Origin of the sequence: Streptomyces sp. NPDC007095 (assembly GCF_040634475.1) — a bacterium.
Classification (GTDB): domain Bacteria; phylum Actinomycetota; class Actinomycetes; order Streptomycetales; family Streptomycetaceae; genus Streptomyces.
In genome coordinates, this window is record NZ_JBEYFS010000100.1 from 1 (window position 1) to 21,489 (window position 21,489).

Here is a 21,489-nt window from a genome sequence, read left to right on the forward strand (position 1 = left end):
TACGAGGGCCTGTGCCCGGCACGCCGAGAGCACGCACCTGACGCCGCAGGGCCCGCCCTCCGGGCGGACGACGGGAATTTGACGACAGGACCTAGAACACCACCAGCGCTCGCCCGCCCTTCCCCGCCACCATGTTCTCGAACGCCCCCGCGATCCCGTCCAGCCCGATCCGCTCGGTCACCAGCATCCCCAGATCCAGACGCCCCGCCCGAACATGCTCCGCCAGCACCGGCAGGTCCCGAGCAGGGTCGGAGTTGCCGTACACACAGCCGGACAGCGTACGGCCCCAGTGGAAGATCTCCAGGGCGTTGAAGGTGACCTGCTGGTCCTTGCCACCGATGCCTACGACCGTCGTACGGCCGCCGCGCCGGGTGGAGTCCCAGGCCGCGCGAATGGTCACGGCACGGCCCACACACTCGACGGCGACGTCGACACCCTGCTTGCCGGTGAGGGAGCGGATCTCGCGGGCGGTGGTGTCGGAGGCGACGACGTAGTGCGTGGCGCCGGCCTCGCGTGCCAGTGACTCCTTCTCCGGAGAGATGTCCACCGCGATGACCTGCGACGCGTCCGCGATCCGCGCCGCCTGGAGCGCCGCGAGCCCCACCCCGCCCACCCCGAACACGGCGACGGTCTCACCGGCACGGACCCGCGCCGAGTGGTGGACGGCGCCGTACCCGGTGAGGACGGCACAGCCGAGGAGGGCGGCGTCGGTGAGGGGGACGCCGTCCGGGACGGGGAGTACGCAGCCGGCGGCCACGACGGTCTCCTCGGCGAACGCGGCGACGTTCAGCCCGGGATGGAGATCGCTCCCGTCGGAGGCGCGCCGCGCGTACACGTCCCCGGCGCCGGTCAGCGCGTTGGCGCACAGCCACACCTCCCCCAGCGAGCAGGCGTGGCAACTGCCGCAGGAGGGCGCCCAGTTGAGGACGACTCCGTCGCCGGGCGCGACACCCGTCACGCCCTCCCCGACAGAGACGACGGTCCCGGCACCCTCGTGTCCGAGGACGGCGGGGACGGGCACCCGCATGGTGCCGTCGGACAGCGAGAGGTCGGAGTGACAGACCCCGGCGGCGGCCAGCCGGACGCGGACCTGGCCGGGACCGGGTTCCGGGAGGTCGATCTCGGCGATCTCCAGGGGAGCGCCCACGGCGGGAAGTACGGCAGCGCGAACCACGTAAAAGCTCCTCGGGCCCAGAACTCTGGAACTGACTGGAATGGAGTGGAACGGAGTGGAGTCGAGTGGAGTGGAACGGGCTAGAACTGGAGGGACTTCGTCTGGAGGTACTCGGACAGGCCGTGCGCGCCCAGTTCTCGTCCGACCCCCGACTGCTTGTAACCGCCGAACGGGGCACTGGGGTTGAACCGGCCGCCGTTGATGTCGACCTGACCGGTGTCGAGCCGTCGCGCGAAGGCGACCGCCTCGGCCTCGTCCCCCGCCCACACCGCGCCCGCGAGCCCGTACACCGTGCCGTTGGCGATCCGGACGGCGTCCTCCTCGTCCTCGTACGGGATCACCGACAGCACCGGGCCGAAGATCTCCTCCTGCGCGATCGTCATCTCGGGGGTGACGTCCGCGAAGACGGTCGGCTGGACGAAATATCCGTGCTCGCGCGGGGATTCGGGGCCGCCCACGACCAGCCGGGCGCCCTCGGCGACGCCCTTCTCGATGTAACCGCGCACCCGCGCCTGCTGCTTGGCGTTGACGACCGGGCCGATGCGGTCCCCGTACTTCGCCGCGGCGGTCGCGGCGAGTTCGACCGCCTGATCGTACTGCGCGGCGTGCACGAGCATGCGGGTCCAGGCGCTGCACGTCTGGCCGGAGTTGGACATCACGTTGGCGACGCCGACGTTGACGGCCTTGGCGAGGTCGGCGCTCGGCAGGATGACGTTGGCGGACTTGCCGCCGAGTTCGAGGGCGACCCGCTTGACCGCCGCACCGGCCGTCGCTCCGATCCGCCGCCCCACCGCCGTGGAGCCCGTGAAGGAGACCAGGTCCACGTCCGGGTGTTCGGCGAGGGCCTGGCCCGCGACCGGGCCGAGGCCGGTGACGAGGTTGAAGACGCCGGCCGGGACACCCGCCTCCGCGACCGCCTCCGCGAAGAGCTGGGCGGTGAGCGGGGTGTCCTCGGCGGGCTTCAGGACGACCGTGCAGCCCGCCGCGAGCGCGGGGGCGACCTTGGCGACGATCTGGTGCAGCGGATAGTTCCAGGGCGTGATCGCGCCGACCACACCGATCGGCTCCTGGTAGACGGTCGAGTTGCCGACCTTCTCCTCGAAGGCGTAGGAGGCCGCCAGTCCGGCGTACGAGCCCGCGACCAGGATCGGTACGGTCGCGTGGACCGCCTGCGAGAAGGACAGCGGGGAGCCGAGCTCCGCCGTGACCGTCTCGGCGATCTCGTCCTTGCGTGCGGTGAGGACGTCACGCAGGGCGCCGAGCCGCGCGGCCCGCTCGGCGGGCGGGGTCGCCGCCCAGGCCGGGAAGGCGGCGCGAGCGGCCCGTACGGCGGTGTCGACGTCCTCGGCCGTGCCCGCCGGCACCCGGCCGAGAACCTGTTCGTCCACCGGGTTCACGACCTCGATCGTGTCCGTCCCGGCGGCGGGGCGCCAAGCACCGCCGATGTACATGCCGTCATGTGCCTTCATCGTGTTCCTCCCGGGCGGGGGCGTGCCGTCCGCCTCGCGGCGTCGTCCGAACCACAAACTAGCGGTGTTAGTTTTCAGGCGCCAGACGTCTTCCCGCGACTCACCCTGCTCACCTCACTCGTCCAGGTCCGGCAGCCGCGCCGGAGCGGGGCAGATGCGTTCGCCGTGCCGGTCGAAGACGAACAGATGGGCGAGGTCGACGAGGAGGGGCACCTGCATGCCGTGACGGAGGTCGAAGTCGGGGGTGGTGCGGACGACCAGGTCGCCGGGGAGCCGGCCCTCCGGCGGTGTCTCGTCGTCGCGCGCCGGACCCGCGTCGGCGGGGTCGTCGAGGTCGACCACCGGCCCGGCCCGCAGACCGGCCCGGCGGTCCCGGAGACGGTCGAGGAGCGAGCCCTCGCGACGGCGGCGCCTGACCGGGCGGACCGGGCGCGGCGCCTCCAGGTCCGGGACGAAGGCGGGCCGCGAGCCGGTGTTGAAGTGGACGAGAACCTCGTGCCCCTGGAACTCCACATGCTCGACGAGACCACTGATCGCCACCTCGCCGGGCCGGGCCTCCGACGGCTTGGCCAGGCGGACGGCCTCGGAACGCAGCCCGACGATGACCTCGCGGCCCTGCTGCACCCGCAGCAACCGCTGATCCACCGACCAGGGCTCGCGCAGCGGCAGATACTGCTTGCCGAGGCTGATCGTCATCGCCCCGTCGAGCGGGGCCCGGACCAGGCCGCGCAGCAGATTGATGCGCGGGGTGCCGATGAAGGCGGCGACGAAGACGTTCGCCGGCAGCGCGTAGACCGTACGGGGTGTGCCCAGTTGCTGGAGGACGCCGCCGCGCAGGACGGCGACCCGGTCGCCGAGCGACAACGCCTCGGCCTGGTCGTGGGTGACGTACACCGTGGTGACGCCCAACTCCCTGGTGAGCGAGGCGATCTCGGCGCGCAGGTGGTTACGGAGCTTTGCGTCGAGATTGGAGAGCGGTTCGTCCATCAGGAAGGCGGAGGGGTGGCGGGTGATCGCACGGCCCATCGCCACGCGCTGGCGTTCGCCGCCCGACAGCTGGTGGGGGAAACGGTCGAGGAGGTCCTCGATGCCGAGCATCCGGGCGGTGGCGTCGACACGCGGACGCGGGTCCTCGCCGGGAGTCTCGATGCGCAACGGGAAGCCGATGTTGTCACGGCCCGTCATGCTCGGGTAGAGGGCGAAGTTCTGGAAGACCATCGCCATGTCCCGCTCGGACGGCGGCAGATCGCCCGCGTTCTCACCGTCGAGGCGCACCTCGCCCTCAGTGGCGTCCTCCAGACCGGCGATCATCCTCAGCACGGTCGACTTGCCGCAGCCGGAGGGACCGAGCAGTACGAGGAACTCGCCCGGCCGGATGTCCAGCGACAGCCGTTCCACCACGCGGACACCGCGCGTATACGACTTGCTGACCTGGTGCAGGGAGATGGCGCGTGTCATGAAGGGTGCCCCCGGGGGCTCACAGGGCGCTGTCGCTCCGCGGTCGAGACGCCCCGAGCGGGCCGCAAGGGACGTATGAGTCACGGAAGTTAACGGACCGCGACCACCTGGGGGAAGACACCCGGCGGGATCCGGCGTGTCGGTTCCCGCCGCGGTTCCCGTCCCTGTTCGGGTGCGTCGGAAACGGACGATCGCCTACCGGCCCGACAGACACTTCGCCGCACCCTCGTCGGGCCCGTCGGGGAAGGTCAGATGTCGCTCTTGCGACGCGGGAGCACTCCGGGCCGTAGGGGCTCGGCACGCTCGGCGGGCGCCTTCTTCGGCGAGCGCAGCGCGATCCCCGAGGACAGCACCAACAGCGCGCCCAGCATCACGAACGGCGCGGCCACTCCGGCGACCCCGGCGACCAGCCCCGCCGCGGCCGGGGCAGCCACCTGCCCCAGACGGTTGCCGGTCAGCCGCAGGGCGAGGGCCGTGGAGCGGGCCTCGTCCGGGGCGGCCTGCACGACCGTCGTCATGGACAGCGGCTGCCCGACGCCCAGGCAGAAGCCGAGGACCAGCAGCATCGCGGCCAGCGCCCACACCGGCACCGGCAGCGCGAGACCCGCGCACAGCACACCGGCCACCAGACACGTCGCGGTGAGCAGCGCCGCCCGGCCCAGCAGTCGCAGCATCGGCGTCATGACCAGCCGACAGGCGATGGTCGCCGCCGCGCGCAGACTGAGCAGCAGACCGATCACGGACGGCGCGATGCTCCGGTGCTCGCCGACCACCGGCAGATACGCGGTCAGGATGTCCGTCGCGGACAGCACGGAGAGGCTGATGAGGATTCCGGCGGGTACGCCCCGGGCGCGCAGAATGCGGTGCACGGGCACGCGGTCACCCTGAGCCGTACGGGACCCGGCGGGCGTACGGTGCTCGATGCGCCAGAGCGAGCTGAACGACACCGCGGCGAGCGCACCCGCGACGAGCAGCGCCTGCGCGCTGCTGCCCGCCCTGTCCGGGCCCCCGATCAGGAGGCCCGCGACGATCGGCCCCACCAGTTGGCCCAGGGAGGCGCCGATGGTGAAATGGCCGAAGTTGCGGTCCTGCTCGTGCGGCGCGGACTGCCTGGCCACGATCGACTGGGCACCGATGACGAAGCAGAGGTGACCGAGGCCCATCACCCCGCTCCAGGCAGCCATCGCCCCCAGCGAGTCCGCCGTACCGCTGAGCGCGCAACCGCCCCCGATGAGGACGAGCCCGACGGGCAGCAGCGGGGCACAACGACCGTGGTCGGTACGGCGGCCCAGCGGTACGGCCGCGAAGAGGGGCAGCAGGGCGTACACACCGGCGATCACACCGATGGCGCGCTCGTCGGCACCCAGGGCAAGAGCCCGGTAGGAGACGGCGGGGCGGGCCATCGACACCGCCCCCTGCGCGAAGCCGAAGGCGATGACGAGGCGCAGCAGCCAGCCGCGGTTCCGACCGGGCCTCACGGGGACACCCTCCATCCGATGACGGATTGCAGATGATGGATTGCAGAGGACAGGTGACAGATGACGGGGATCGACTGGCCGATATCGACCGACAGATAACAGATGACGGATTTCAGATGACAGATATCAGATGACAGAAACTGTCAGTCACCATCCGCCCGTCAGATGATGCCGAACAGAATCCCCGCCCCCAACACCACCAGCGAAGTCAGCGCCGCCCACTTCACCACGAACCTGGTGTGGTCCCCGAATTCGACCTTCGCCATCCCGACGAGGACGTACACGGCGGGCACCAGCGGGCTGGACATGTGCAGCGGCTGGCCGACGAGCGAGGCGCGGGCGATCTCCAGGGACGAGACTCCGTGTGCCTGGCCCGCTTCGGCGAGGACCGGGAGGACACCGAAGTAGAAGCCGTCGTTCGACATGAAGTAGGTGAGCGGGATGCTCAGGACGCCGGTGACGAGGGCCATGTGCGGGCCCATGCCGTCGGGGATGTTGGAGACCAGCCACTTGGACATGTGGTCGACCATGCCGGTGCCCTGGAGGACGCCGGTGAAGACGGCGGCGGCGAAGACCATGCCGGAGACGTTGAGGACGTTCTCGGCGTGGGCGCCGAGGCGGGCCTTCTGGTCGGGCATGTGGGGGAAGTTGACGGTGAGTGCGAGCGCGGCGCCGAGCAGGAAGAGGACCGGGATCGGCAGCCACTCCATGATCATGGCGGTGAGCAGGGTGACCGTGAGGAGCGCGTTGAACCAGTAGAGCTTGGGGCGCAGGGTGGCGCGGTTGGGGTCGAGACCCTGGAAGTCGTCGTCCGCTTCGGGCAGATCGGCGTCGGTGCCGGAGCCGGAACCACCTGCACGTGCCACCTGCTTCGTGACGGCGCCGTCGCGATCGCCGGAGGCGCCCGCCCCCGCACCGACGAGCACCGTCTCGGTCTCCGGCTCCAGGACCTCGTCCAGCGTCAGCACGCCGAGCCGCTTGCGCTCGCGGCGTCCGAGGACGTACGAGAGAGCGAGGACTCCGAGCAGGCCGACGGCGAGGGCCGGGATCATCGGGACGAAGATGTCGCTGGCGTCGAGCTTCAGCGCGGTCGCGGCGCGGGCCGTGGGGCCGCCCCAGGGGAGCGTGTTCATCACGCCGTTGGCCATGGCGGCGACGCCGGTCATCACGACCAGGCTCATCTTGAGGCGCTTGTACAGCGGGTACATCGCCGAGACCGTGATCATGAAGGTGGTCGAGCCGTCGCCGTCGAGGGAGACGATCGCGGCGAGGACCGCCGTGCCGACCACGATCCGCAGCGGGTCGGCCTTGCAGAACTTGAGGATCCCCCGGACGATCGGGTCGAAGAGACCGACGTCGATCATCACACCGAAGTAGACGATCGCGAACATCAGCATCGCCGCCGTGGGGGCGAGGCTGGTGACGCCGTCGATGACGTAGTCACCGAGCTTGGCGCCCTTTCCGACGAAGACACAGAAGAGTGCCGGGATCAGCACGAGCGCCGCGATCGGCGACATCTTCTTCAGCATGATCAGGACCAGGAAGGTCGCGATCATGGTGAAGCCGAGGATGGTCAGCATGAGTTGGATTACCTAACGTTCGCCCTTGAACTCCCACCAGGGCCGGCGGTGCGTTGACGTTAGGTCGCGCAAGATTGCGTTAACAAGATGTTGACACGCGAGCAATAAGCGCAAAACTCCAGGTCACAGGCTTGTCTCGGTGAGCGGGGGGCTGCTACGGGCATGCCGCGAGCTCCACGGGCACCCCGTTGAGCACCGCCGTGCCCGACAGCGGGTCGAGGAGCGAGCCGTCGAGGAGCTGGTTGACGTTGACGCCCGGATCGAGGGCCGCGTGGCTCATCCGGGTGCCGGGGCGGTCGTGGCCCCAGCCGTGCGGCAGGCTCACCACCCCACGTCGTACGGCGTCCGTGACCTCGGCCGGGGCCACCACCTCTCCCCCGGCACCCTTGACGCGCACGGCCGCCCCGTCGGCGAGGCCGAGGCGTGCCGCGTCCTCGGGGTGGATGTGCAGGGTGCAGCGGTTGGTGCCACCGGTGAGGGCGGGGACGTTGTGCATCCAGCTGTTGTTGGAGCGCAGATGGCGGCGGCCGACGAGGACGATCGCCGCCGGACGCTCACGCAGGGCGGCACGCAGCCGGGGAAGATCGTCGACAATCGGCGCCGGCAGCAGCTCGATCTTCCCGCTGCGCGTCTTCAGAGGCTGCGGCAGACGTGAGCGCAGCGGTCCGAGGTCGATGCCGTGCGGGTGGGCGAGCAGTTTCTCCAGGCTCAGGCCGTCGGGCCGGGCGCCGAAGCCCTCGCCGTACGGGCCGAGGCGCAGCATCATGTCGAGCCTGCGTTCGGGTCCGCTCTCGCCGGTGAGCCGCGCGGCGAGTTCCTTCGGATCGCGTTCGTGGACGGGGCCGTGCGGGTCCTGGACTGCCTTGCCGAGGGTGGAGTCGATGACCATGGCGTCCACGGCGGACGGGTCGGCGCCGTGCATGCCGGTCGCGGCGAGCACCAGCCGGGCGAGGATCTCGGTCTCGGCCATGCGGCCCGGTTCGAGGGGGACGGCGGGGCGGTTGTAGCGGACCTGGTTGCGTACGGCGAGGGTGTTGAAGGCGAAGTCGTGGTGGGCGCTCTGCGAGGGCGGAGGCGGCGGCAGCACGACGTCGGCGTGGCGTGCGGTCTCGTTCAGGTAGGGGTCGACGCTGACCATGAAGTCGAGGGAGCCGAGGGCCTTGTCGAGGCGGTTGCCGTCGGGTGCCGACAGTACGGGGTTGGCGGCGATGGCGATGAGGGCGCGCACCGGGCTGCCCTCGGGTGTGGCGGTGTCGATCTCCTCGGCGAGTGCGGCGAGCGGGAGTTCGCCCTTGGCCTCGGGGTGGCGGCTCACCCGGCTGTGCCAGCGGCCGAGCGCGAAGCCGCGGCCGGGTCCGGCGGGGCGGGGCGTCTTGTCGGTGGCGGCCTGCGGGAAGAGGGCGCCGCCGGGGCGGTCGAGGTTGCCGGTGAGGATGTTGAGGATGTCGACGAGCCAGCTGGCGAGGGTGCCGTGCGGGACGGTGCAGCTGCCGATGCGGCCGTAGACGGCGGCGGTGGGGGCGGCGGCGAGTTCGCGGGCGAGCGCCCGGATGGTGTCGGCGTCCACGTCGCAGGCCTCGCTCGCGGCCTCGGGAGTGAAGTCCCTTACGGCAGCGGCGAGTTCTTCGACGTCCTGGACGTGCGGAGCGAGGTCGCGCAGGTCGACGAGCTTCTCCTCGAAGAGGACGTATGTCATCGCGGCGAGCAGCAGGGCGTCGGTGCCGGGGCGAATGGTCACATGGCGGTCGGCGAGTTTGGCGGTACGGGTGGTGCGCGGGTCGATGACCGTCAGGGTGCCGCCGCGGGCGCGCAGTGCCTTGAGCTTGCCGGGGAAGTCGGGGGCGGTGCACAGGCTCCCGTTGGATTCCAGGGGGTTGGCACCGATGAGGAGGAGGTGGTCGGTGTGGTCGAGGTCCGGGACCGGGATCGCGTTGGCGTCGCCGTAGAGGAGGCCGCTCGAGACGTGTTTGGGCATCTGGTCGAGCGTGGAGGCGGTGAAGACGCTGTGCGTGCGCAGCGCGGTGAGCAGGACGGGCGGGTAGAGGGCGCCGGCCATGGTGTGCACGTTCGGGTTGCCGAGGACGAGGCCGAGGGCGTGCGGGCCGTACTGCTCGACGACCGGGCCGAGGCCCGCCGCGATCGCGTCGAAGGCCTCCTGCCAGGTGGCCTCGCGCAGTTCGCCGTCCGTGCGGACGAGGGGGGTGCGCAGCCGGTCGGGGTCGCCGTCGGCCGCGCCGAAGGAGGCGCCCTTGGGACAGATGAACCCCTTGCTGAAGACGTCGTCGCGGTCGCCGCGGGCGCCGGTGACCCGGGTGCCCTCGATGGTGAGGGTCAGCCCGCAGGTGGCCTCGCAGAGGGGGCAGACGCGCAGGGCGGTGCGGGAGTCGGAGGTGGCGCCGGAGGTGCGGGACACGGGTCCTCCCGGAGGACGGTGGCAGCGGTGACACACGGACCGGGCCGAGCATACCGACCGGTACGGATGAGAGGGAGGGCTTGAAGGGGGTGAGGTCGAGAAATCGCGCACCTCTCCCCCCGGGCCGCGCGCTTCAGCGATGGAGCGGTGGATGCGGTGGATGCGGTGGAGCGGTTCGGTCCAGAACTCTGGCCAGATACGCGCGCAGCAGCTCCCGTGTCTCCTCGATGATCCGCTCGTCCCCCTCCGGGGCGATGCGGAAGGCCAGGTGGACCAGGCTGTCGGCGGCCTCCACGGCGACCAGGAAGGTGCGCCGGAGGTCCTCGTCGGGGGTGCGGTCGAGGTAGTCGGAGAGGAGGTCGGTGAGGCGGTCGGCTACGCGGGTGTTGGGCTCGGCGTCGCGGGTGCCGACGGGTATCTGGTTGCCGAAGTCGACGAGGGAGAAGCCGGGGGCGGTGCGCTTCATGGCGAGGTACTCGTCGAGTACGGCGTCCATGGCGGCGCGCCAGCCCTGCGCGTCTGTCGCCCGGAGGCGTTCGGTGACGCGTTCGGTGTAGCGCTCGAGGTTGCGCTGGGCGAGCGCGTCGGCCATGGCGCGCTTGTTGCCGAAGAAGCGGTAGACGGAGCCGATGGGGACGCCCGCGCGCTGGGCCACGGCCCGGGTGCTCAGGGCGTCGTAGCCGACCTCGTCGAGGAGGTCGGCACAGGCGTCGAGGATCCTGGTCAGTCGTTCGGCGCTGCGCCGCTGAACGGGCGCGCGGCGCAGCGAGGTCGCTTGGGGCACAGGCTTCATGATGCCTTTCCGCCGGGATCCGGTGAACCTCCCGTGTCGGTACGGCCCGCGACACCGTTCCCGCTCGCCGTCGATGCCGGCGTCGACGGGCGGGCCGACGGGGCCGACGGGGGCGGCGAGGCGGGTGTCGACGGCTGGGTCGACGCGGCGGTTCCGGAGGCGGTGATGTCCGCCGTGCTCTCGACGGCCTTGCCATGGACGGCCCACGCCGTGTGGTCGTCGGCGTAGAGGCGCGCGGTGACGTGGTGGGTGCCGCGTGGGACCAGGTCGCCGGTGAGGTGGTACGCGGCGGTGCGCAGGGTGGCGAGGTTCCGGCCGTCCAGGGACAGCAGCGCGACGCCGCGGCCGGCCACGGCCTCCGCCTTGGCGGCGGCGGGCGAGAAGCGGAAGCGGTGGACGGTCAGGCGGACGTCCCAGCCGTCGCCGGAGGCCGGTTGGACCTCGATTGCGACCTCGGGTGCGCTCTTCTTGTCGACCTCACGGTAGTGCCGTCCTTCTTTGTCCGTCTCGTCCAGGATTTTGCCCACGGGCGAGGGCGACACCGCGTCCCTCCGCTCGTGTGCGGCACCGGTGCCGCAGCCCGCCGATCCGCCGAGCAGAGCACAGACCGCGAGCGCGGCGAGCAGTCCACGCTTCCACGACATGCCGGGGAGATTAGAACAACGCTCTGACAGGCGGATCCCCCTGGAGTCGGGTTCTTGGGCCGTGCCGCCAGCCCTGGGGTGTACTCCGCACGGAGGTTCCGGCGCCGCGCGTTCGCCGGCCACGCACCTCGGCGTACCTCTTGCGCGCGAAAAAACTGAATCCTACGGTGAAGCATAGGAATCAGGCGCGAGGGAGCGATCATGAGCGGGGACGCGAGGAAGACAGCCGAGGGGCTGACCTACCTCACCGGATTCGGCAACGAACACAGCTCGGAGGCGCTCCCCGGGGCGCTGCCGCACGGCCGCAACGCGCCCCAGCGCGCCCCCCTCGGGCTGTACGCGGAGCAGCTGAGCGGTTCGGCGTTCACGGAGCCGAGGGCGCACAACCGGCGTTCGTGGCTGTACCGGATCCGTCCGTCGGCCGCGCACCCCGCGTTCACACGCACGGACAACGGGGCGCTGCGCTCGGCGCCCTTCACGGAGACCGAGCCCGACCCGAACCGGCTGCGCTGGAACCCGCTGCCGGAGCCGGCGCAAGGCACCGACTTCCTCTCGGGCCTGTGGACGGTGGGCGGCAACGGCGACGCGGCCCAGCGCACCGGTATGGCCGTGCACCTGTATCACGCCGACTCCTCGATGGACCGCGTCTTCAGCGACGCCGACGGGGAGCTGCTGATCGTGCCGGAACGCGGCGGGCTGCTGCTGCGGACCGAGTTCGGGCTGCTGCACGTGGAGCCGGGCCGGGTGGCGCTGATTCCCCGTGGGGTCCGCTTCCGGGTGGAGCTGCTGGACACCGAGCCCGGCGGCGGGCAGAGCCAGACGGCCCGCGGCTATGTGTGCGAGAACTACGGGGCGCCCTTCCAACTGCCCGACCTCGGCCCGATCGGCGCCAACGGGCTGGCCAACGCGCGGGACTTCCTCGCCCCCGTCGCCGTGTACGAGGATGTCGAGGGCCCGGTGGAGGTGGTCAACAAGTTCTGCGGCAACCTCTGGACGGCGACGTACGACCACTCGCCGCTGGATGTCGTCGCCTGGCACGGCAACCATGTGCCGTACGTCTACGACCTGCGCCGCTTCAATGTGATCGGCACGATCAGCTACGACCACCCGGATCCGTCGATCTTCACGGTGCTGACCTCGCCGAGCGACACCCCGGGCCTCGCCGGGGTCGACTTCGTGGTGTTCGCGCCGCGCTGGCTGGTGGGCGAGGACACCTTCCGGCCGCCGTACTTCCACCGGAACGTGATGAGCGAGTACATGGGGCTCATCGAGGGGGCGTACGACGCGAAGGCGGAGGGCTTTGTTCCGGGGGGCGGTTCGCTGCACAACATGATGTCGGCGCACGGGCCGGACCGGGAGACCTTCGACCGGGCCTCCGCCGCCGAGCTGCGGCCGCAGAAGATCGACGACGGGCTGGCGTTCATGTTCGAGACCCGGTGGCCGGTGACCGCCACGGCGCAGGCGGCGCACGCGGAGCATCTGCAGCGCGGGTACGACGACGTGTGGCAGGGCCTCCAGCGGCACTTCGGCCCGTTGCACTGAGCGTCGGCGACCGGTACGGATATCCCTCGTGACCTCCTTCGCCCCGGACTCGATCGTCCTGAACCGCAAACTCCCGCTCTGGTACCAGGTGTCGCAGTCCCTGCGCGCCTCGATACTCGGGCGCTCGCCCCAGGACCCGCTGCGCCTGCCCACCGAGGAGCGGTTGGCGGGCCACTACGGGGTGAGTGTGCTCACCATGCGGCAGGCGCTCAAGGAGCTGGAGGACGAGGGGCTGATCACCCGCCACCGGCGGCGGGGCACGTTCATCGAGCCGAGCGCGCAACGGGGCGCTCCGGTGCGGCTGCTGGGCTCGGTGGACACGATCGTCGCGCAGCAGTCGGGCATGACGACCGAGCTGCTGGACCACGGGAGCGTGCCGGTGCCGGCCGAACTCGCCGAGCACTTCCCGGATCTGGCCGAGGTGGGGACGTACCACCGGCTGCGCGGCGACGAGAAGACCGGTGAGCCGACGAACCACGCGCGCAACTACGTCCGTCCCGAACTGGCCGCGCTGATCGACCCGCAGGACCTGGTGCGCTGGCCCATGACCAAGGTGCTGCGGGACGTGGTGGGCGTGCGCATCAGCCGGATCACCGACACGGTGGAGGCGCGGCTCGCGGATCCGGAGACGGCCCGGCTGCTCCAGGTGCCGCTGCTCAGCCCGATCCTGCACTACACGGGCATCGTGCACGGCGAGGACGGCCGCGCCCTGGACGTGGCCCGCATCCACTACCGCGGTGACCGCTTCTCCTTCACGGTCACCCTCGACGCCCACTGACGATGGCGTACGAGACCGGCGCGCGGCGCCCACGTCGTACGATGCCGGGCGTGACGCACGCCGACGCTCCGCTGCTCGCGGACCTCATGCCGTGGTCCGTCGCACCGCCGAGGCTGGGCCGGGGGTGGCCGACGGCGCCCGACGCGGCGTCCCTGAAGGCGCGCTGGGACGCGCTGATGAAGGCCGAGGGGCAGGGCCGCGAGGCGTTGTTCGGCCCGACGCGCTCGCGCACCACGCATTCGGCCGTCGGGCAGCTGCCCGGGCAGTCCAGTGGGACGGCCCGGCTGGAGCGGGAGTCGGGACCCTGTCCGGAGCCGGTACGTGTCCTGCACGGCCCGTTCGACGAGCAGTGGCTGATCCCGGACCACCGGCTGATCGACGCGGCGCGCCCCGAGCTGTGGCGGGTGGCCGACGAGCGGCAGGTGTTCGTGGTGGAGCAGACGGTGGTGCCGGACACGTCGGGGCCGGTGCTGCTGGTCGCGTCCGTGCTGCCACTGAGCGCCGGTCGCGGTGGCCGTGTCCGCCCCCTCCACCGGCGCCCCGGGGGCCTCGAACCGAATCTGGCGCCCGGCCTGTTGGAGCACGTCGGCGCCCGCCTCGGCCACTCCCCCGAACCCGACGACATCCTCGCCTGGACGCTTGCGGTCGCGCGGTCGGGCCGGGACGGGTGTGCCGTCCCGCTCACCGCCGACCCGCAGGCGTGGGCGAACGGCGTCGCGTTGGGGCGCCGGATGCTGTGGCTGATGCGCCGCGACGGCGAGCGCCCCAAGCTCCCCGGTGGCCGTCGCCCCTATGTCCGCGCCCCGCTCCCGCCGCGCCCCCTCGACGTGCGCTACGACCGCGACGAGGAGGCCCTCCTCCTCGACGAGGGCCGCATCTCGCCCGTGCCGCCTGAGGCCTGGGACTTCGAGGTGGGCGGAGTGCGGGTCCTGGAGCAGTGGTTCGCGGCCAGGACCGAGCCGGCGGAACCGGCCGGGCCGGGCACCCTGGAGGCGATCCGGCCCGCCGGCTGGCCACAGGCCTGGACGTCCGAGCTCCTGGAACTCATCACGGTGCTGACACTCCTCGCGGAACTCCGCCCCCAGCTGGACGAGTTGGCGATCGACTCGCCGATCACACGGACCGAGCTGCGCAAGGCGGGCGTGCTGCCGGTTCCGGAGGCGGCGCACCGGCCCGCGTCCGTCCTCGATCACCACGAAGAGGGCCCCGAGGGGCAGTTCGCGCTCATCTGACCCCGCAGGTCCGACAGCCGCGTAGATCTAACCCTTTGGTTCGAACGCGTCCAGCACCCGCCCCAGCGCCCGCTCGAACACCGCCTCCAGGTCGATCGGGCCCGCGTCCCGGCTGAAGGCGGCCGCCATCCGCGGATACGCGCCGGTCGCGATCCGGCTGCCGAGGTAGGCGATCCGCATCGCCTGCTCCTGCTCCTCGGACCAGGGCAGGGAGCGGGTGCGCTCGGCGGTGGCCAGTTCGTTGCCGACGTACGTCGTCACCACGCCGTTGAGCATCGCGATCAGCTCCATCTTCGTGCCGTACGACGCGTCCAGCGGGTCGAGGCAGACGAGACAGTGCTCCAGGTAGCGCAGGGCGTTGGGGCTGAAGCCGTAGACCGGGGACATCAGGCGCGGCAGCCACGGGTGGCGGTGCATGAGGGCACGGGTCTGATGGGCGACGCGGAGCATGTCGGCGCGCCAGTCGCCCGTCGGCTCCCAGGTGTCGTGCTCACCGCTGATGACGTCAACCATCAGCTCGTACAGGTCCTCCTTGCGCGGGACGTAGTTGTACAGCGACATCGTGCCGCAGCCCAGCTCGGTGGCCACATGCCGCATCGAGACCGCTTCGAGCCCGTCCGTGTCCGCGATCCGCACCGCGGCGGCCGCGATGTCCGCCCGGCTGTACGCCGCCCGCGGACCACGGCCCGCGCGCTCGGGGCGGGCCCAGATCACTTCGGGTACGGCACTGCGCCCTGTCATGTCGTCGATCACCTCGCCACCATCCTAGTTACGTACGGCGTACGTAGTGCGCTATGGTCGCCCCATGACAACTACGTACGCCGTACTTAGTGAAGGTCTGGAGAAGAGCTTCGAAACCAAGGGGGAGGTCGTCCACGCGGTGCGCGGGCTCGATCTCGCGGTGGCCGAGGGCACCGTCTGCGGGGTGCTCGGACCTAACGGCGCGGGCAAGACCACGGCGGTGCGCCTGCTCACCACACTGCTGCGGCCCGACGCGGGGTCGGCGCGGGTCGCCGGGCACGACCTCGTACGGGAGGCGGCCGCGGTGCGCGGCGCCATCGGGGTCACCGGGCAGTACGCCTCCGTCGACGGCGACCTCACCGGCCGGGAGAACCTGCGGCTGTTCGCGCGGCTGCACCGGATGCGGGACGCTCCGGCCCGCGCCGGTGAACTCCTCGAACGCTTCGGGCTCGCCGAGGCCGCCGACCGGCCCGCGTCCACCTACTCGGGCGGTATGCGGCGCCGCCTCGACCTCGCGGCGAGCCTGATCCGCCGCCCCGAGGTGCTCTTCCTCGACGAACCCACCACCGGGCTCGACCCGGCCAGCCGCAACCAGATCTGGGAGGCCGTGCGCGCCCTGAAGGGCGAGGGCACGACCGTGGTGCTGACCACGCAGTACCTGGAGGAGGCCGACCGGCTCGCCGACGACATCGCGCTCGTGGACCACGGCCGGGTCGCGCACACCGGATCGCCCGCCGAACTCAAGGCGCTCATCGGCTCGTACGCGGAGGTCGTCGTCGCCCACGCCGACGCGATGCCCGGCGCGGCGGCCGTCCTCGACCGGCTCACCGGCTCCGAACCGGCGTTCGCCCCGGAGCGGCACGCGGTCGGGGCGGTGACCACCGATCCGACACTGACCCTGCCCCGGCTCGTCCGTGAACTCGACGCCGCGGGGGTGCCACTGCTCGACGCGAGCCTGCGCCCGCCGACGCTCGACGACGTCTTCCTGCGCCTCACCGGAGGCCGCACCGACCGCAAGGAGCTTGTGACATGAGCACGTTGGCGTACGACGGGACCGCGATGCTGGGGCGGCACCTGCGGCGGATCCGGCACAATCCCGGGCTGCTGATCCTCACCCAGTCCATGCCGATCACGATGCTGCTGTTCTTCGGCTATGTGTTCGGCAGCGCCCTCGCGACACCCGGACAGCAGTACCGCGCCTTCCTGCTGCCGGGACTGCTGGTGGCGACCGCCGCCAATGGGATCATGACCGGCATGTTCCAGGCCGCCCAGGACTCGCACCGGGGCGTGATGGACCGCTTCCGTACGCTGCCGATGAGCCGGGCCGCCGTGCCACTCGGGCAGGCGCTCGCGGACCTCGTGGTCACCGCCGTGGGCACGGTTCCGCTGATGCTGGTCGGGCTGGCCGTGGGCTGGCGGATCGAGGGGTCGGCGCTCCGGGCGGTGGCCGGCGTCGGCCTCCTGCTGCTCTTCCGGTTCGCGACGACGTGGATCGGCATCGTGCTGGGGCTCGCCTCACAGAGTGAGGAGGCGGCCGGGCAACTGGGCGGTGCGACGTTCATCCTGCCGCTGCTGTCGAACGCGTACATCCCCACCGACAACCTGCCCGGCTGGGTGCGCACGGTGGCCGAGTGGAATCCGATCAGCGCGGTGACCACCGCACTACGAGACCTCTTCGGAAACGCACCGGTGCCGGGCGAGGGGGCCTGGCCGGTGACACACCCGGTGGCCGGGGCGCTGACCTGGTGTGTCGTCATCCTCGCGGTGTTCGTGCCGCTCGCGGTGCGCAGGTACGCGACCGGGGAGCGATGAATCCCAACGGGGGCTCGGGCATCCGGGGTTGACGACGGCCGAGGGCCGGGAGGAGGGGGAGAAAGGAGCCACCGCGCGCCGCCGGGTGGAAACGAGGCGCACAAAAAGACGAACGGGGATGCACCCGCGCTCGGGGAGCACACCGGGGCGGCGCTGCGTGCCGTGGGGACGACGGGCGGCGAGAACGCAGCGCTTACGCCGGGGCGGTGTGGTCGCCTGAGCGCGGGGTCGAGTACCGCGCGACCGTACTAGTGGCCGCCGAACAGCGAACGACGCAGCCGCTTCAGAGGGGCGAAGAGCGAGACCCGCCGTACGCGCGCGCCCCTCCCACTGCTGTCGTGCGCGGTGTCACGCGCGGTGAGCTCACGCATCAGCGAAGTCGCCTCGGCCGTCTCGCGTTGCGGGACGGCAGGGCCGCCCAGCACCGCCAGATGGCGGTCGAGGCGCGAACTGGTCGCGCTGCTCCCGCAGGTGATCGCAGGGACACGTGCCCTGCTGCGCACTGTTATCTGTTCCATGTCTCTCCCCACCCGTACGAGTCCACCCGGCCCGGGCAGGCTAACCCTATCGCTCCCTGGTGGCACTCGTGTATCGCGGTAGCAGGATTCACCTTCCCCGTAAGGGTGTTGACGGTCACTCTCCGAATCCAACCGATTTCAGGGCGAGTTGCACAACTGGCGTGGTGGTGGGCTGTGCCGAGCCCCCCTGCGGCTCGACGGTGACAGCGAGTGACGTGGCGTTCGTGTTCAGTCCGTCGGCCATCAGGGGCGTGTCGCCCTCGAAGAGCCCGAGGGAGCGCGGTTGCACGTTGGGGCGCATGAGCCACAACTGGTGCACGCGCCCCCCTGACGGAGTACCGAGTCCGCTCAGGGTCACGACGGCGCGCCGCTCCGATACGGAGGCAACCACTCCGATTCCGCGGCCCTGTGAATCCCTGTCACTCGTCGCCCGGGCGTCGGGGGCCGCCAGAACGTGGGCGATCTCACGTGCCTGCGCCCGCTCCTGGTCCAGCTTGTCCTGGGTCTGTGTCGCCTGGACGGCGAAGAGGGACGCCACGACGAGCGCCGCGGCGGCGGTGGCGGTGGAGAGCGGGGCGAGCAGCGACCGGAAGCGCGGGGTCCGGCCGCGCGCGGGCCCGTGCGCCGCGCGCCCACGGGGCACGCCGTTCGGCAACGCCTGCGACGGGTGGGCGGGGTGCGAGGGGTCCGGCGCCTCTTGAGGAGTCGTGCGTACGGCGGTCAGGACCCGTTCGCGCAGGGCGGCCGGGGCGGGCGCCGCGGTGGACCAGGCGAGCCGCACCGCGTCCTCGCCCAGCTCCCGCACCTCGGCCGCGCACCGGGGGCAGCCCCGCAGATGGCGCTCGAAGCGGCGGCGTTCGTCGGGTTCCAGCGCGTCGAGAGCGTAGGGAGCGGCGAGCGAGTGCAGATCGCGGCGCAGCAGACGGTCGAGGACGCTCATACGACGCCTCCCTGGGGGTGCGGGGCGCGGCTGGGCAGTTCCAGGGCGCGGATACGGGGGTGCCGGGAGCCGGGGGGAAGGCACCGCGGGTGTGGAACACGGCCCTGGCGGGCGAACTCGAAGTTCGGTGCGGGGGCCTGACGGCCCGGCACGCCGTCCGCACGGCGCGGTGTCCGACGCGCGCTCATGCCACACCTCCCAGGCAGTGGCGCAACCGTGTCAGACCGTCGCGCATGCGTGTCTTGACCGTGCCTAGCGGCAGGGAGAGGCGTTCGGCGACTTCGCGGTAGGTGTAGCCGTCGTAGTAGGCGAGGGTGACGGACTGCCGTTGCAGGGTGGTGAGCCGCTCCAGGCAGCGGCGTACCCACTCGCGTTCGAGCCCGGCCTCCACCTCCTCGGCGACCTGGTCGAAGGCGGGATGATGGGCGCGCTGCCCCTCGCGCTGCTCGCGTTCGGTGGCCGCGCGGGCGCTGCGTACCCGGTCGACGGCCCGCCGGTGCGCGAGGGTGAGGATCCAGGACAGGGCGCTGCCTCGGCCGGGGTCGAACCGAGCGGCGGAGCGCCAGAGTTCGAGCAGCACCTCCTGGGACACCTCCTCCGACTGGGCCGTGTCCCGCACCACGCGGCGTACGAGTCCGAACACGGGTCCGGACACCTGCCCGTACAGCTCCTCGAATGCCTTCTGGTCGCCTCCGGCCACGAGCACCAGAAGTTCGTCCGCCTCCACTCGTTCCCCCCTCTCCGGCCGCGCGCGGCCTGTCCCTGCACCTACATGTTCGCAGCGCGAGCGCCTCCGGATGGGTTACGGATCACGGCGGTCAAAACGCGGGTCGGTTGCCAAAGAGTGATGAGGGGTCTCTGAGAGCGCCGTGAAAGAAACCGGCCCGTGGATGAAACGAGCCGCGAAACCCGCCGTAAGAACGTTTGGGATTCGACCAATCCACCCCGGCGACCGCTCCGAATGGCGTGCGTCAGGCAATTGGGATCTGAGGACGGACGGCATGACACCTATCTCCAGGAGTGGCTTGGGACGCAGGAGTCTCGCGACCCTCGTCTGCGGTGCGCTGGCTGCCGGGGGGCTCGTAGCCGCCGGCGTAGCCGCGCTGGACCCCGGGGCGGCCTCCGCCTCCAGTCACCGGGAGGCCCCGCTGATCTCGGGCACTCCCCAGTACGACAACACCGACCTGTACGCCTTCGTCAGCCCGGACAAGCCGGACACGACGACGGTCATCGCGAACTTCATACCCTTCGAGGAGCCGGCCGGCGGGCCGAACTTCTACACGTTCGCCGACGACGCCCAGTACGACATCCATATCGACAACAACGGTGACGCGCAGAGCGAGCTGGTGTACCGGTACACCTTCAAGACGCACCGCAAGAACGGCGACACGTTCCTCTACAACACGGGTCCGGTCAACAGCCTCGACGACCCGGACCTGAACATCACGCAGACCTACGACATCGATCTGCTGCGGCTGCACAACCAGAAGCTGGTCTCCAAGACGAAGGTCGCGGACGACATCCCGGTCGCCCCGTCGAACGTCGGCAAGGCCTCGATGCCGGACTACACGAAGCTGCGCAACCAGGCCGTGTACAAGCTCGCGGGCGACTCGACGACCTTCGCCGGCCAGGCGGACGACCCCTTCTTCGCCGACCTGCGGGTCTTCGACCTGCTGTACGGCGGCAACCTGTCCGAGGTCGGGCGGGACACGCTCAAGGGCTACAACGTCAACACGCTGGCCCTGCAGGTGCCCAACTACATGATCCAGGAGTCGTCGCACCAGCCGATCGTCGGCATCTGGTCCACCGTCCAGCGCAAGGACGCCCGCGGCTACTACACGCAGGTCTCGCGCCTGGGCAGCCCGCTGGTCAACGAGGTCGTCAACCCGCAGAAGGACAAGGACAAGTTCAACGCGTCCTCGCCCTGGGACGACGCGCAGTTCCTGAAGAACGTGACCAACCCGGAGCTGCCCAAGCTCATCGAGGCGATCTACAAGATCAAGGCGCCCGCCGAGCCGCGCAACGACCTGGTCGACGTGTTCCTGAAGGGCGTGAAGGGCCTCAACCAGCCGCCCAAGGTGCGCCCTGCGGAGGAGCTGCGGCTCAACACCTCGATCAAACCCAGCATGCACCCCAAGCGGCTCGGTGTGCTCGACGGCGACAACGCGGGCTTCCCGAACGGCCGTCGGCTCGCCGACGACGTGATCGATGCCTCGCTGCGGGTCGTCGAGGGTGAACTGCTCGGCCAGAAGACCGGTCTGTCGGACTCGGTCGACAAGAACGACAAGAGCTTCGAGAAGTCGTTCCCCTACGTGGCCGAGCCCACCTCGGGTTCGCGTGGACCGCTGGCGAAGGGCACCGGCAGCAGCGTCAAGAACCAGCTGGGTGACGCCCTTCAGTCGGGCACCGGCGGCACCGACACCATGCTGATCGCGGGCTCCGCGGCGGCGGGCGTGGCCGGGGTCCTGCTGATCGGCGCCGGCGTCATGTGGTGGCGCCGCCGCATGTACAACCGGGCCTACTGACCGGCCCTGGCGACCTGGCCCGTTGACCGGGCCCGGTCCACCGACTGGCGCGGCCCGCATCCATCACCCCCACGGCGGGCCGCGCCGCCCCACCCCCACGACGACCGTTCACCCCAAGGACTTTGAGGAGAGGGCATGTCCCCGCGTACGAACGAGAGCGCGCCGGAGGGCGAGCCCGACGAGGTGACGACGGCCGACCCACAGCCTCCGCACGACGCTCCCGAGCCGGAAGCCAAGCTGCCGGCGGCCGAGGATCACCTGCCCGAACCCGAAGCCGAGCAGCCCACGGCCGAAGACCACCTGCCCGAACCCGAAGCCGAGCAGCCCACGGCCGAAGACCACCTGCCCGAACCCGAAGCCGAGCAGCCCACGGCCGAAGACCACCTGCCCGA

18 protein-coding genes and 1 pseudogene are annotated in these 21,489 nt (G+C 71.1%); 7 read left to right on the plus strand and 12 right to left on the minus strand.

Translation table 11 applies throughout. The features are described from left to right. Positions 1-91: 91 nt before the first annotated feature. The 8 genes from ABZ656_RS29960 to ABZ656_RS29995 all read right to left on the minus strand — a co-directional run bounded on the left by ABZ656_RS29960 (position 92) and on the right by ABZ656_RS29995 (position 11,009). On the minus strand, positions 92-1,174 hold the full coding sequence (locus ABZ656_RS29960) for a Zn-dependent alcohol dehydrogenase (RefSeq protein WP_101406040.1): 1,083 nt from the start codon (positions 1,172-1,174) through the stop codon (positions 92-94). A gap of 80 nt (positions 1,175-1,254) precedes the next feature. Next, positions 1,255-2,643: an aldehyde dehydrogenase family protein gene (locus tag ABZ656_RS29965; protein ID WP_101406039.1), complete on the minus strand. Its 1,389-nt coding sequence runs from the start codon at positions 2,641-2,643 to the stop codon at positions 1,255-1,257. A gap of 114 nt (positions 2,644-2,757) precedes the next feature. Beyond that, a complete protein-coding gene (locus tag ABZ656_RS29970; protein ID WP_360271696.1) occupies positions 2,758-4,101 on the minus strand; it encodes an ABC transporter ATP-binding protein in 1,344 nt (447 codons plus the stop codon). Positions 4,102-4,349: 248 nt separating this feature from the next. After that, entirely contained in the window at positions 4,350-5,579 is a 1,230-nt protein-coding gene (locus tag ABZ656_RS29975) for an MFS transporter (RefSeq protein ID WP_360271699.1), read from the minus strand. A 161-nt stretch (positions 5,580-5,740) separates the two neighbouring features. Further along, positions 5,741-7,159, minus strand: a complete 1,419-nt coding sequence (locus ABZ656_RS29980) for a citrate:proton symporter (RefSeq protein WP_101406036.1) — start codon at positions 7,157-7,159, stop codon at positions 5,741-5,743. A gap of 154 nt (positions 7,160-7,313) precedes the next feature. Then, on the minus strand, positions 7,314-9,572 hold the full coding sequence (locus tag ABZ656_RS29985) for a molybdopterin oxidoreductase family protein (protein WP_101406035.1): 2,259 nt from the start codon (positions 9,570-9,572) through the stop codon (positions 7,314-7,316). A gap of 133 nt (positions 9,573-9,705) precedes the next feature. Further along, positions 9,706-10,365, minus strand: coding sequence for a TetR/AcrR family transcriptional regulator (locus ABZ656_RS29990; protein WP_360271704.1), 660 nt, complete (start codon positions 10,363-10,365; stop codon positions 9,706-9,708). Then, positions 10,362-11,009, minus strand: coding sequence for a hypothetical protein (locus tag ABZ656_RS29995; RefSeq protein WP_101406033.1), 648 nt, complete (start codon positions 11,007-11,009; stop codon positions 10,362-10,364). Before ABZ656_RS29995 ends, ABZ656_RS29990 begins: the two co-directional genes overlap by 4 nt. 201 nt (positions 11,010-11,210) lie before the next feature. On the opposite strand from ABZ656_RS29995, the gene hmgA reads away from it, so the two are divergent. From hmgA to ABZ656_RS30010, 3 genes are read left to right on the plus strand one after another with little or no spacing between them, the layout of a single operon-like run. After that, positions 11,211-12,551: a homogentisate 1,2-dioxygenase gene (hmgA, locus tag ABZ656_RS30000; protein ID WP_360271708.1), complete on the plus strand. Its 1,341-nt coding sequence runs from the start codon at positions 11,211-11,213 to the stop codon at positions 12,549-12,551. A gap of 28 nt (positions 12,552-12,579) precedes the next feature. Beyond that, a complete protein-coding gene (locus ABZ656_RS30005) occupies positions 12,580-13,329 on the plus strand; it encodes a GntR family transcriptional regulator (protein ID WP_101406031.1) in 750 nt (249 codons plus the stop codon). A gap of 41 nt (positions 13,330-13,370) precedes the next feature. After that, the gene (locus ABZ656_RS30010; RefSeq protein WP_360271739.1) at positions 13,371-14,561 is read left to right on the plus strand and encodes a type ISP restriction/modification enzyme; all 1,191 of its coding nucleotides are present in this window, start codon (positions 13,371-13,373) and stop codon (positions 14,559-14,561) included. Positions 14,562-14,588: 27 nt separating this feature from the next. Here ABZ656_RS30010 and ABZ656_RS30015 read toward each other — a convergent pair whose 3' ends face one another. Further along, positions 14,589-15,302 (minus strand): TetR/AcrR family transcriptional regulator, encoded by a 714-nt coding sequence (locus ABZ656_RS30015; protein ID WP_360271712.1) that lies wholly within the window; start codon positions 15,300-15,302, stop codon positions 14,589-14,591. A 64-nt stretch (positions 15,303-15,366) separates the two neighbouring features. Between ABZ656_RS30015 and ABZ656_RS30020 the strand changes: the two genes are divergently transcribed. Together ABZ656_RS30020 and ABZ656_RS30025 are read left to right on the plus strand one after the other, a co-directional pair. Continuing rightward, positions 15,367-16,335: an ATP-binding cassette domain-containing protein gene (locus ABZ656_RS30020; protein WP_101406029.1), complete on the plus strand. Its 969-nt coding sequence runs from the start codon at positions 15,367-15,369 to the stop codon at positions 16,333-16,335. Then, positions 16,332-17,114, plus strand: coding sequence for an ABC transporter permease (locus tag ABZ656_RS30025; RefSeq protein WP_101406028.1), 783 nt, complete (start codon positions 16,332-16,334; stop codon positions 17,112-17,114). The genes ABZ656_RS30020 and ABZ656_RS30025 overlap by 4 nt, the downstream gene beginning before the upstream one ends. A gap of 248 nt (positions 17,115-17,362) precedes the next feature. Here ABZ656_RS30025 and ABZ656_RS30030 read toward each other — a convergent pair whose 3' ends face one another. The 3 genes from ABZ656_RS30030 to ABZ656_RS30040 all read right to left on the minus strand — a co-directional run bounded on the left by ABZ656_RS30030 (position 17,363) and on the right by ABZ656_RS30040 (position 19,299). Then, entirely contained in the window at positions 17,363-17,632 is a 270-nt protein-coding gene (locus tag ABZ656_RS30030) for a hypothetical protein (protein ID WP_054231078.1), read from the minus strand. 115 nt (positions 17,633-17,747) lie between these two features. Continuing rightward, a complete protein-coding gene (locus ABZ656_RS30035; protein WP_101406027.1) occupies positions 17,748-18,572 on the minus strand; it encodes an anti-sigma factor in 825 nt (274 codons plus the stop codon). A gap of 184 nt (positions 18,573-18,756) precedes the next feature. After that, positions 18,757-19,299: a sigma-70 family RNA polymerase sigma factor gene (locus ABZ656_RS30040; protein ID WP_101406026.1), complete on the minus strand. Its 543-nt coding sequence runs from the start codon at positions 19,297-19,299 to the stop codon at positions 18,757-18,759. Between the two features lie 274 nt (positions 19,300-19,573). Here ABZ656_RS30040 and ABZ656_RS30045 point away from each other — a divergent pair, with 274 nt between their 5' ends. Further along, positions 19,574-21,097 carry a DUF4331 domain-containing protein gene (locus tag ABZ656_RS30045; protein WP_101406025.1) on the plus strand — a complete coding sequence of 508 codons (1,524 nt, stop codon included), beginning with the start codon at positions 19,574-19,576 and terminating at the stop codon, positions 21,095-21,097. 135 nt (positions 21,098-21,232) lie between these two features. After that, positions 21,233-21,489, plus strand: a pseudogene (locus ABZ656_RS30050) (hypothetical protein); the annotation flags it as partial.